10 protein-coding genes are annotated in these 12,071 nt (G+C 62.0%); 6 read left to right on the top strand and 4 right to left on the bottom strand.

Annotated features, from left to right (window positions below; all coding sequences use genetic code 11):
• Window positions 1–114 precede the first annotated feature (114 nt).
• Together KAF39_RS12640 and KAF39_RS12635 are read left to right on the top strand one after the other, a co-directional pair.
• Complete coding sequence (locus KAF39_RS12640; RefSeq protein ID WP_210677569.1) at window positions 115–1,008, top strand: hypothetical protein; 894 nt, start codon at window positions 115–117, stop codon at window positions 1,006–1,008.
• Window positions 1,005–1,550 (top strand): hypothetical protein, encoded by a 546-nt coding sequence (locus KAF39_RS12635; protein ID WP_210677568.1) that lies wholly within the window; start codon window positions 1,005–1,007, stop codon window positions 1,548–1,550. Before KAF39_RS12640 ends, KAF39_RS12635 begins: the two co-directional genes overlap by 4 nt.
• 56 nt (window positions 1,551–1,606) lie before the next feature.
• On the opposite strand, the gene KAF39_RS12630 is transcribed toward KAF39_RS12635, so the two are convergent.
• The 3 genes from KAF39_RS12630 to KAF39_RS12620 are packed head-to-tail and all read right to left on the bottom strand — an operon-like array spanning window position 1,607 to window position 7,442.
• On the bottom strand, window positions 1,607–1,834 hold the full coding sequence (locus KAF39_RS12630; RefSeq protein ID WP_246878300.1) for a helix-turn-helix transcriptional regulator: 228 nt from the start codon (window positions 1,832–1,834) through the stop codon (window positions 1,607–1,609).
• Complete coding sequence (locus tag KAF39_RS12625) at window positions 1,834–4,983, bottom strand: type I restriction endonuclease subunit R (RefSeq protein WP_210677567.1); 3,150 nt, start codon at window positions 4,981–4,983, stop codon at window positions 1,834–1,836. The genes KAF39_RS12630 and KAF39_RS12625 overlap by 1 nt, the downstream gene beginning before the upstream one ends.
• Window positions 4,983–7,442 (bottom strand): N-6 DNA methylase, encoded by a 2,460-nt coding sequence (locus KAF39_RS12620; RefSeq protein ID WP_210677566.1) that lies wholly within the window; start codon window positions 7,440–7,442, stop codon window positions 4,983–4,985. Before KAF39_RS12620 ends, KAF39_RS12625 begins: the two co-directional genes overlap by 1 nt.
• 358 nt (window positions 7,443–7,800) lie before the next feature.
• On the opposite strand from KAF39_RS12620, the gene KAF39_RS16270 reads away from it, so the two are divergent.
• The 4 genes from KAF39_RS16270 (at window position 7,801) to KAF39_RS12600 (ending at window position 11,326) form a co-directional block, all read left to right on the top strand.
• Window positions 7,801–9,144, top strand: coding sequence for an AAA family ATPase (locus tag KAF39_RS16270; RefSeq protein WP_210677565.1), 1,344 nt, complete (start codon window positions 7,801–7,803; stop codon window positions 9,142–9,144).
• A 23-nt stretch (window positions 9,145–9,167) separates the two neighbouring features.
• Window positions 9,168–9,995: a hypothetical protein gene (locus KAF39_RS12610; protein ID WP_210677564.1), complete on the top strand. Its 828-nt coding sequence runs from the start codon at window positions 9,168–9,170 to the stop codon at window positions 9,993–9,995.
• A 559-nt stretch (window positions 9,996–10,554) separates the two neighbouring features.
• Complete coding sequence (locus KAF39_RS12605) at window positions 10,555–10,881, top strand: hypothetical protein (protein WP_307805208.1); 327 nt, start codon at window positions 10,555–10,557, stop codon at window positions 10,879–10,881.
• Between the two features lie 115 nt (window positions 10,882–10,996).
• Window positions 10,997–11,326 carry an ATP-dependent DNA ligase gene (locus KAF39_RS12600; RefSeq protein WP_210677563.1) on the top strand — a complete coding sequence of 110 codons (330 nt, stop codon included), beginning with the start codon at window positions 10,997–10,999 and terminating at the stop codon, window positions 11,324–11,326.
• An 84-nt stretch (window positions 11,327–11,410) separates the two neighbouring features.
• On the opposite strand, the gene KAF39_RS12595 is transcribed toward KAF39_RS12600, so the two are convergent.
• Window positions 11,411–11,893 (bottom strand): DUF4383 domain-containing protein, encoded by a 483-nt coding sequence (locus KAF39_RS12595; protein WP_210677562.1) that lies wholly within the window; start codon window positions 11,891–11,893, stop codon window positions 11,411–11,413.
• Window positions 11,894–12,071: the final 178 nt, after the last annotated feature.

The raw sequence follows: 12,071 nt of genomic DNA, 5'->3' as shown, positions 1-12,071 counted from the left end.
AATCTAACTGCCGGTACATAGGCATCGTCAGTGCGCTCAGCGGCCGGCCGGTCAGACTGAGAGTATGGGCCGAGCGAGAAGCGTTCGGCGCTTCTTCATAGGAAGGTGACGCACATGGTCAGTGTGACCCAGCGCATCACGCAGTACAACAGCGAGGTCGGGCAGCCTCGTGGTGGTCTCATTCATCCGTCGACGCTGACCCGCACCGAGATCGAAGACGAGCACGGTGTGCTTGACCACAAGATCGAGAATCTTCACGCCAGCGTCATCGGGGTGGCAGTCGACTATCTCTCGAGACTCGCCCGCGTCCATGTGGCTCGCGATGAGTTCTCCGACTCGGTTCGAGACGTCTTCAGGGTGAGCTTGCGCGGGGCAGAGCGGATCGACGCCGTGTACGCGGGCTCCGGCGTCGCAGTGGCGGCCGACGAAGCCGTCGTATCGATCCGGTACTTCGAGACGGAACAGGGCCGTGTGATGGCCGCGATCGACGAGAGCACGGGCCGCTTAGCATGTCAGCTGGCCGGCTACGACGTCGGTGGCCGGAACGATCCACGGCTGTGGAACCCCGAGCACGGTGCAACTGGCGTTGCTCCCAATGAGATGACGATCACGCACGTCGCGATCATGCTCGCTCGTACGCAGGCGTTCTTCGCCGGGTACGGACCCGTGACTAAGGACGGCTTCGTCTTCGCGGATCCCGTGAGATTTCTTCTCGGTGAGCGCGGTGGCTATACCGACCTCGTCGATTCCGGCGACGGCGACTTCCTCACCGCGGACACGCTGTGGGATATGAAGGTGTCGGCGAGCAAGCCGACGAAGGACCATACGCTGCAGTTGCTGATGTACTTCCTCATGGGGAAGGAGTCCGGCTTGCCCGAGTTCGCGGAGCTGACGCACGTCGGTTTGCTCAACCCACGGCTGGGAGCGGTACACCGGCTGGCTGTTGGCGATGTGCCGAAGGAGACCGTCGAGACGATCCGTCGAGACGTGATCGGATACGAGTCATGAGCGACCCAAAGGAACCGCTGGTTGACGGCAAACATGTCACGCTCGGGCGGAAGTTCCGTACTCCCGCTCATCCCGACGTGCTCGTTGCATTGGGGCGGGCCCAGTACACGTTCCTTAGCCTTGAAGAGAGCGTGACGGCGATCCTTTACGACGCAGGGGCTGCGACGCTGCCTGAAACGCGCGGCAAGATGGCTCATGCCAAAGGACAGGCGCTCAGGGATCTTGCTGCAACGTATCGTGAACACCCTGATGGGCTGGCAGTCGCAGAATCGATTGACGCGGCATTCGCAGCGTTCGACCATGCCCGTGACGTTGTTCGGAACAAGCTCTCGCATGCCCATCCGTTCACCGCCGGCCAGGATGCTCACGGAAGTTACCTCCCGGGTCTGGCGTATACGGCTAAGGACGGGAAGTCATGGCGAACGCTTGCCGCTACACCGGAAGACCTGCTCAACTTCGCCACGGAAATCGAGCGCGCAATCACCCCACTCGGCGCTGCACGTCGAGCCGTCAAAGCTATGCCATTAGCGGACCTGATTTAGTGTTCGAACAAGAACCCCGTGACCATGTGGTCACGGGGTTCTTGTTCAAACGACCCTCAGCTCTCGTCTACGGTCCTCATCTCGAGCGTGAGACCAAGGACGGCCGCGATCTTCGCCAGCGTCGCGGTCGAAATGTCGTCCCCACGCTCAACCCGCGCAATCGTCGGGCGCGACAGCTCGGCCCGACGCCCGAGCTCTTCCTGCGACCATCCGCGGGCGACCCGAGCATCGCGGATGATCTTCCCGAAGTCAGGAAGCTCGCCAGGTGCCGGCATGTTTGCCATCACACCAGCTCCTCAGCTCTACCGGGTACCGCCGGGCCAGACCCTTCATTGCGGTGCTGCGAATGAAGCGCGTCGGCGGCGATCGCCGCGATGTCATTGAGGAACGACGGATCCGCCATGTAGGACTGGATCTCCTGCGACTCTCGCACGGCTTTGAACATTGCAAGTCCCACAGCGTTCTGGAAGCTCTCCGAGGCCTTCATCTGTGCAGCGGTGTTGTTCTTCGCCATTGCGACCGCGTCATCGTTCGCGTCGAGGAAGCCCCAGAACGTCGTAATGAACCCAGCAACGCTGTCCTTGCCGACGTCGACACCCTTCGCAGAGAACAGCTCGTTCACAGCGTCGATTGCCTCATCGAGCGGCCCACGCTTTGGGACTGCTGCGCCGCCACCGTGCTCACCGTCGAACTGCGGGAGTTCGATGCCGTCACCGCTGCCTTCGCTGAGCGAGTAGTCCACGGCGATCTGCGAGGGCACGAGCTTCACACCCGACAGCTGGACGCCATCGAGATAGCCGAGGTCGATCTCGAGCCCCTCAGTGTGCAGCCTGCGCGCCAGCAGCGTGGTCAGCACCGCGCGCTGTGCCAGCTGAGGATCGTCGTAGTCGACGATCTGACTCAGGAACTGCCAGGCGTTGCGGTAACTGATCACATCAGAACGGAAGCTCTCGATCTGTTCCCGCGCCGCCTTGTCCTTCGCGAGCTTCGCCTGCTTCCACTCGCCATGCCACTTCGCGACGATGGGGGAGACAGCCTTCGAGATCTGCTCACTGCCCAGATTCTCGAGGTACGCGCGTGCGGCGGCCTCGAGGCCGCTTTCGGTGTAGTAGCCGGCGGTATCCAGGCGCTCTGCGAGCGTGTAGAGCGCGTTCGGATCCACCTCTCCCTTGACGTGCGCGTCCTCATAGTACAGCTGGAAGTCCTTCTGGATGTCCTCCGGCGAGTTCACAAAGTCGACGACCATCGGCGAGGTCTTGCCGGGGTACATCCTATTCAGACGAGACAACGTCTGCACCGTCGTGATGTTCGAGAGCTTCTTGTCGACGTACATCGCCATGAGCCTCGGTTCATCGAACCCGGTCTGGAACTTATTCGCGACGATGAGCACCTTGTAGATGCCTTCTTCGCGGAAGGCGCGCGCGACATCGCTCGTGCCATTGAGGGCGATCTCAGTGACCTTGTCTCCAGCTTCGTTCTTCAGCGACCCCGAGTAAGCGACGAGCGTGTCCATGTCGTCGTATCCGCGTTCGGCGATGTACTCGTTCATCTTCTTCGACCAGGTGTACGCCTCCATGCGCGTGCCCGTGACGACCATGGCCTTCGCCTCGCCGTCCAGCAGGTGCATCACGTTCCGGCGGAAGTGCTCGATAACCACTCGGACCTTCTGCGCGACAGCGGTCGGATGAAGGCGCGCGTACTTGACGATGTTCGTGACCGCTTCGCCTGTGTTGACCTCGAGGTCCTCTGCTTTACCGAGTGCGTCCTTCACGCGCAGGAACATGTCATAGGTCGAGTAGTTCTGCAGCACGTCGAGGATGAAGCCCTCCTCGATCGCCTGCGCCATCGTGTACGTGTCGAAGGCTTCCCAGCGGTCCGAATCCGGATTGTGCGTGCCGAACAACCGGAGCGTCTTCGCCTTCGGCGTCGCCGTCAGGGCGATGAAGGTGATGTTCTCCGCGTTCGCCACGGCACTGTTCTTGGCGCGCAGCAGGTCCTCGGCAGACAGCTCAGCGTCGATGTCGTCCTCGTCGAAGTCGAGTCCAACGACATCGGCCAGGAGCTCCTTCAGCTTGCGTGCACTCTCACCGGTCTGAGACGAGTGAGCTTCGTCCGCGACGACGGCCCAGCGTCGCCCGCGCAGCTCGTCGGTGTTCTCGATGAGCTTCATGACCTCGGGGAAGGTCTGGAGAGTGCAGGTGATGATGTGATCGCCCTCGATGAGCGCCTTCTTCAGCTGCGGCGACTTCGCACCGGACTTCTCGCCGATCGAGACGACGAGTCCCTTCGACGACTGCACGAGGTTCATGTCGTCGCGAATGTTCTCATCGAGCACCGTGCGGTCGGTGACCACGATCACCGAGTCGAACGTTGACGTGCTGTCCGGGCCCATATGGCGGATCAGCCGGTGACTGAGCCAGGCGATCGTCTTGGTCTTGCCGGAGCCTGCCGAGTGCCAGACCAGGTACTTGCCGCCGGTGCCGCGCTGCTCGATGTCCGTGACGACGCGCTCGACTGCGCGCAGCTGGTGGAAGCGCGGGAAGATGAGGCGTCCGTCCTTTTTGCCAGACTTGCTCGGTTCGAACAGTGCGAAGTCCTTCAGGATCCGCATGAAGGTTGGACGCGAAAGGATCTCGCGCCAGAGGTAGTTGCTCGGCGAACCTGTGTCCGACGGCGGGTTCCCTTCATGACCGTTGTTACCCTTATTAAAGGGCAGGAACACCGTGTCGGAGCCGGCCAGCTTCGTCGCCATATAGACGAGATCGTTCGAGACCGCGAAGTGCACAAGCGCACGGCCCGGAGCCAGCAGAGGACGATTCTTGCCCGGCACGCGGTCCTGCTGATACTGCCGGATCGCGTGCTGAACCGTCTGTGTGTTATCGGTCTTCAGCTCCATCGTCACGATCGGGAGCCCGTTAGCCGTCAGCACGACGTCGATGGTCTCGGTCGTCGTGGTGTCAAAGCGCACCTGACGCAGGATCCGGAGCTTCACAGCCTCCGACTGCTCCACGACCTCAGTGAGGTTCGGATTCGCCGGCGGAAACACCATCAACGGCCCGAACTTCGCTGCGGGCCCTCCTACCTGTGCATAGGAGAAGCCCTTGCGAAGCACACCAAGCAGCCCGCCGATCGGGTGACCTGTGGTGGGGTCCATTTTCGTCTGCTTCGCGAGCTCCTTCGTGATGTGCTCGAGGAGCTTCTTTTCTGCGGTGTCGCGCTGACCATTCACAAGATCAGTCGGCACCGCCTTCTCATACTCATCGGGATACTGCGTCTCGAGCCACGAGAGCACGTCGCGCGGGACCATGGCGAGGCTCACGTCCCAGCCTGCGGCCTGAGGGGAGCCGCCTGCCTCATAGAGCCATCCCCGCTCGGACAGCTCCGTGCAGAGGTCCTGCTCGAAGGCCAGTTCCATCAGCTGTGCGTCACTCATCAGGACACCTGCTTCTTTCCGGTAACGAACGATCCGCGGAGCGAACTGAACTCGTTGCGGAGCCGGTCAACTTCGGCCTGCCTAGCATCGATATGCGCAAGCTCTGACTGCAGACGCTCCGCGATTGCGATCTGCTCCTCAAGTGGAGGTACCGGCAATCGCATCCTGGAGAATCGACTGAAGCTAACGTTCTGGCCGTCGCGAAGCTGAAACGTAAGATTTGCCAGCTCGGTTATAAATTCCTCGGACTTTAACAAGTGACGGAAATAGTCTCGATGAAGCGTCATAACTGGTGTCAGAACCGTATAGGCAGCACTCACCTTGCCTTCGATATCTGACGCTTCAATTCCTCCTTGAAAACTCCGGAGGTGGATGATGAAATCTCCTTCGCGCACGGACTTCATCGTGTCTGACGAAGCGTTGTTAAGCACGACGCGGTTCCCCGTGAGTTCCATATACTCGCTCTGGGGCATGACGCCATACTGTTGCGAAGGCGTCAGATACACATCTTCGCTGGACGCCTTTTCACCGCGTTCCTTGAAGATGGCCCACGCAGGCATGACAGTCCAAGTTGCGGGAACGCGCTTGAGGAGACGAGCGCCGTCCCCGTAGAACAGGCGCGTGAAGGGGATCTCGTTGCCTGCCTTCGCAGCACCCTCGTCCCACTGGGCGTCCGGGGCGAACGGCAGCACCTCGCGTCGCATGTGCTCTTCGAGGTCCTCGCTCAGTGCGACGCGTTCGGTGATCTTCCATCCGTCCGCGATGACAGGGTTGCCCTTGCGATCGACTGCGACGGGAGCGTTGTCGTCCTCGACGCCGACTGCCTTCATGACAGCGTCGACCTGGGTGACCGGCACCTTGAGACCTGCGGCCTTCGCGACCTGCGGCCACGCAGTGGCCAGTCCGTTCCACGGCGACCCGTCGAGCGAGCGCAGTGCCTCCGCGTGGGCGTCGGTGAAGTCCTTGCGCTCGAGCAGCGTCTCGATCGCCTCGTCGCTGACAACGGTGGCGAGCCGCGCCTGCTTGTAGACCGGCACGTCGATGAACTGGAAGTCCTCCGGCGTGAGCACCTTCGAGATGTTCGGATCTGCGTACTCGAAGTCGCGGTATGCATCGAGGATCTTCTTGCGCTTGCCGTCGGAGACGTAGCGCCGCTTGTCGCCCATGGGCTTGCGCATCGGGTCCCAGAGACCTGAGCCGTCGATGAGCTGGATCTTGCCCTGGCGCGCCTTGTCCTTGTTCGTGTCGAGGATCCAGATATAGGTCGCGATACCGGTGCCGTAGAACATCTGCGTCGGCAGTGCGATGATCGCGTCGATGAGGTCCTCGTCGAACAGCCACTGGCGGATGGCGTTCGGGCCCTTGTCGCTCGTGAACAGCGGTGAGGCGTTCGAGACCACCGCGGCGCGACCGCCATGGCCCTGCTTGCCGGCGGGTGTGAGCTTGGAGGCGCAGTGCGCGAGGAAGAGCATCTGGCCGTCGCTCTTACTCGGGAGGCCATGGCTGAACCTAGAGCCATCGACCTTCGCCTGCTTGCGGACTTCCGTCTCCTGAACGCCCCAGTCCGAGCCGAACGGTGGGTTCGAAAGCACGTAGTCGAAGGTCTGGCCTTCGTACTCATCGTGGATGAGCGTGTCGCCCATGCGGATTGCGTCGGGTCTGCCGCCCTGGATCAGCAAGTCTGCCTTGCCGAGTGCGTATGCCGAGGGCATGAGCTCCTGGCCGAACAGCGTGACCTTGATGTCGGGGTTCAGCGCCTTGAGCGAGTCCTGCCCCACGAGCAGCATGCCGCCGGAGCCTGCAGTCGGGTCATAGATTGAACGCAGCGTACTTTCGCCGACGAGCGAGTCTTCATCCGCTGCGAAGAGCACGTCGACCATGAGCTTGATGGCGTCACGCGGCGTGTAGAAGGCACCCGCGCCCTTGCCCTTCTTGTCGAACGCGCGGTACATCACGTCCTCGAAGATGTCGCCCATCGCAGTGTTAGACACCTGGTCGGGCCCCAGCGGCAGCGTCGAGAAGTGCTTTACGACCGCGTGCAGCCGGTTCGCGGAAGCCAGCTTGGTCACGAGTTTCGGGAACTCGAACGCGTTCCAGATGTCGGTGATGTTGTTCGAGAATCCTGCCACGTAACTCGTCAGCGATTTATCGACGTTGTCGTCGACAGAGGCGATGGTCGCGAGGTCCAGCTCGGAGACGTTGAAGAAGCTCAGCTTGAAGCGATCGCGCACGGCGATGTCGATCAGGTGCGGCGGCATCTCGCCCAGGCTGTGCACATACGCGATCACGTCCTTCTTCGTGTCCGCGAGCAGGCACTCAAGGCGGCGCAGCACGGTGAAGGGCAAGATGTAGTCGCCGTACTCCTGGGGTTCGACGACGTTGCGGAGGAACTTGTCCGCGGTGTCCCATACGATGCGAGCAGTGTTGGACGCTGCTGCCGCGGTGACCTGGTCTGCCATGTTCACTCGTCTCTCGATGATGCAAAGTCTTGTATCAGTAACATTACACGACGTTTGTATCAGATACGTCACATTATGTTCAGTCGTGAGCCGAAACTGGGGATCCATCGGCTCGTCGCGATCGCCCGTTGCTGTCCTGCGCGCGTTTCCTGTACACGCGAATCGAGTGTCCACGTCTCCCAACGCGGCCGCTCGGCCCGGGGTCTCATGGACGGACCTCGCCACGGCATTGGGCGGTGGGCTGAACGTCCCGGGTCGTGCCGTTGGGCACGAATTGAGCCGCGCATGCCCCGGTTCGACCGGGTCGAATCGAACGCGACTATCCGTGTCTGCGTTCTCGATGCGCCATAGTAGAGGCGTGACTGCCAACACCGTTTCGCTGGTTGACGCTCAGGCCCGTCGGGTGCTGGGCGAGTACGACCACCATCTGACCTTCCCGGCCGCAGATGACTTCGCAATTGTCTATGGCCCGAACGGCGTTGGGAAGACAAAGTTTCTCGAGATCATTCACGCTGCATCGCGTATCGATGGAAGGGCTCTGTCTGCTCTCCCTTTCCAGGACGCGACGCTGACGTTCTCTGACGGCACGACATTGCATGTCGGACCAACGCATGAAGATGTGAGCCCTCCTTCCGAAAAGCGACGGGTGAGCCGTGAGCTTCGGTTCACTCTGACGCAGGCCGGCGGTCAGTCCGCAGACTGGGTCTATTCAGGTACAAGCGCAGAGGAGTGGCTGGCGGAGAACACGCCGTGGAGGCCGGTCGACGATGAGCTCTGGGAGGATATTCGAGACGGCGAGTTGGTCACGACCCAAGACCTGGAGCAGCGTCATCCGGAAGCCTTTGCTTCAGACGCACTGCCGCCCGTGTTTCGCGGCTTCCGGCGCGTAGTGAAGAGCTACCTCATTGAGACACAGCGTCTAAGAATCGAGAACGCTGAGCGAGCCAGACCTCGCGGGTTCGCGGTGCGGCCGGGCGTTCGACGTGAGCACACATCTAAGATCACGCAGCACGCTGACAAGATGCGAGCACTAGTCAATCGGGCGCAAACTGAGCACTCAACGATCACGCAGCAGCTCGACCGAACTTTCCCGAACCGGGTTCTCGAGGGTTCTACGGCTCCAAGAGACGCAGCGCAGGTGCGGCAACACTACGAGGAGCAGAACGCATTCCGTAGTCGGCTCGGTCGGGTCGCGTCGGTCGCACTCGCCGAAGCTCTGTCGCTCCCGGACCGGGATCTTGAGGACTGGGAGCTCAGACTCCTCTCGCTTTACCTCGACGACGCTGAAGCGAAGCTCGAACCGTTTGAAACGCTGCTCCAGAAGATCGAGCTTCTCGAGGAGATCGTGAACACGCGTCTGCTTCGAAAGAAGCTTCGGGTCACCGCGAGGGAAGGACTCGTCGTCCGAAGAAGTGACGACGACCGCACGATCGGGCTTGATGCGCTTTCTTCTGGTGAGCAGCACGAGATCATCCTCATGTTCGACCTCCTATTCAACGTGCCTGAAGGAGCGATGGTTCTCATTGACGAGCCGGAGATCTCGCTCCACGTGGTCTGGCAACTGGCCTTCATTCCGGATGTACAGCGAATCGCCGAGCTTTCAGGGTTTCGGTTTGTGGTTGCGACTCACTCACCGCAGATCATCAATGACGATTGGGACAAAGCGACGCCACTCGGCCCCGAAGAAGCCCCGTTTTCATGAGGCAAGCTCTCACAGGAAGCACGTTGTACGCGACCGTCCTACTAGCGAGACAGGCGACGCAGCAGCTGATACTGGTGATCGAGGGTGCTGACGATGATTTCGTACTCAAGCAGCATCTCAACGAACAGGACGTGCTGACGATCCCGTCAAATGGAGGCAAGGGTGGGGCGCTCCAGGCGGCGAAGCTGGCCAGCGAGCAGTCTCTCAGGGGCGTCAGATTTCTCGTCGACGCTGACTACGACCGATACCTGCCGTCCAGACCCGAGTACCCCGATAACGTTACGTCCTCGCACGGCCACGACACGTTCGCAGACATGCTCTTCGCCGGGGCCAATCTGCTGGAGCGAGTCATCGAAAGCCATAGCCGGTCAGGTCGGCGAAATGGGGCGACGTTCGACACCGCGGATGTACGTGCCCAGGCGGTTGCACTTGCAGCCGCGATAGCTCCTCTAAGGTTGGCCAACGAACTTCACAGCTACGGGCTGAACTTGCGAGGCTTTCCATTCGGGAAGATCGCGAGCCTGCCTGCGGATGAAGAAGCCCTCGCCAAGATAGCGATCGATCGATCGGGGACGCCCTTGTCGCCCTCGACGCTCGTTGCTGCGATGTCTGAGGCGGGCAGTCGGCTAGGTGAAGAGAGAACGCTTGTGGTCGGAGATCATGACCTCTTCGGAGCGCTCTCCAGAGTCTTGAGGGAGCATGGAATCAGTGCAGGAGCCGACGCGATGGCAGCGTCATTCCTCGCGGGTTTGCTCTGCGCCCACCTGGGATCTACGGACTGGTACCGCGAACTGAATGACTGGGGTGCCGCGAACTCGCGAGTCACGTTCGCATGCCCTTGCGCAGCGTAAGTCGCATAGTTGCCTGTTCAATCATCCCAGGTGCCGCAAGCCGCGCTCTCCGTGCCCTGTCCGAACGATCCATGCCCCGTGGATTCGGCCGCAATTGGACATCATGTCAGATAGGCCTGGAGTCGTTACGGGTGCGTGCACATGTCCTGCGGCACTGGGAGCAATAGGTATTCAGATCGCGATTCCAACGCATTAGACCCGTATTCCCGAGATCATCCGTGAGCTATTCTCGCGAGTCAGAATGACCGTCGAGCGTGGGCCCTGCGTGGGCCTGTGAACCGACTTTCCGGCGGACTCTTGATGATTCCTGATCCTTGAGAGAAATGCGACACTCTTAGAAAACACTGGCGAAAACGCAGAATAGCGCCTCTCCCGGATAGGCCCCGGACAGTGGTTCGATCCCAGTATCGCGCACCACCTGAAACCCCCGGTTCTGCCGGGGGTTTTCTGTTTCCTTCCCGGATCCCCATCCCGGTGCGATCCCTGCGTCGATGACTGTCGAGTTCGAAGATGTGTTCGAATATCGGTATCCTGGAGAAGGCCGGAGGAAGGAGCCGGTGTGGGCAACTCGGGTCGCGCGCTCTCCGCGTACAACGACATGCGGTCGCAGCATCAGGCCATCGAGGCCGCCGCGCGCCGTGGCCCGCTGCAATCCCTGTCCGATCGTGAGCTCGCGCTGCGGGAATCCGCCGTCACCGTTTATCCGCATGCGCTCCAGCGCAGAGTGCGCGCCTGGGTGCGGTTCGGACCGGAGGCGATCCGCGTCGAAGCCAAGGTCGTCCGCTCGACGCCGCTCGCGGCGGGCATCGAGTTCCGCGCCGGCGAGCGCACGTACCGCTGCTGGGTGTGGGGGAATGCGGTGCAACCCGTCGACGGCGTCGGATGACCGCACTGGACACCACTCGCACGATGTGTTCGCTTTCCGTCCTGGGTCGGCAGGAACCGCCCTTTGGCGCCGCCGCCGGTGTCAGGGTGGACCCGATCATCTCAGGAGGACGACCGTGGGCAGATTCATCTACGAAGGAAGCGCCAAGATCGAGGTGGAGGACCGCGCGCTGCGACACCTCCAGCTGGTGATGACGGCGAAGCTGCGGCGGGGAGAGCCGTTCCCGTACACCTGGAAGGAAGACGCCAGCATCGGCGGTGGCCGGACCACCGTGTGGGTGCACGCGACCAGTTCGATCGTGTTCAAGTACGTCGGCAGCCGGCAGCCGGAGATCAACCGGGCCTGGGTGGATGCCCTCGCCTTCACCGCCAACGCGCCGGGAGGGCTGTACCTGGTCCCGGAACCGACGGGGAGCGCCGTCACCGGCACCGTCGACTCGGCGTGAGTCCCGGCGCTCGACGCCGCCACACCAGGAACGCCCCCTCCGACGCCGCAGCGCGCAGGGGGCGTTCTCGACGGGCGCGAGGTGTCAGACCCGCGCGGTGCCGCTGCCGTTCTGCGGGACGCGCGGTTCGCGGCTGACGAAGATGCCGAGCAGGACCATGCCGACCGCGAGGCCGAGGTGCAGCCAGTTGTCGGCATTGTTCACCGGCAGGAAGTTCAGCTGTTCGTTGCCGACGGCGATGAGACCGTAGAGCCAGACGACGAGATACGCGAGCCCACCGATGATCAGATACAGGCGAGAGGCACGCGGCGAGGCGGCGAGCGCGATGCCCGCGACCGCGAAGAGAAGGTGCACGATGTTGTGCAGGACGGACACCTGGAAGACGCCGAGAAGCAACGCCTCGGAGTCGGCGCCTGCGCCGTGCAGGTGCTCGGCGGAATGCGTGAGGCCGGGGATGAACCCGGCGATGCCGACGACGAGGAAGACGATTCCGACGATCAACGCCGTCTTCTGAATGGGTGTGCCGGCATAACGGGTGCTGCGGTCGGTGCGGGTGGTGTCGCTCATTTTCCCCTCCAGGGTGTGGTGCGGTTGCCCGACGGTAGGACCCGCCACAGGGCCGCTGAGACCCCATTGACGCGGCCCGGGGCTGCGCGGTAGATTCCCGCGCGGCCGAGGACCCGCCGCGCGGGAGGGAGGCGGCGGAAGCGGGAGTTGTCAATCCCCCTCGGCACCGGAGGTCCCG

The organism is Microbacterium sp. BLY (assembly GCF_017939615.1).
In the GTDB taxonomy this organism is placed as follows: domain Bacteria; phylum Actinomycetota; class Actinomycetes; order Actinomycetales; family Microbacteriaceae; genus Microbacterium.
This window is presented reverse-complemented; position numbering and strand designations above follow the sequence as displayed.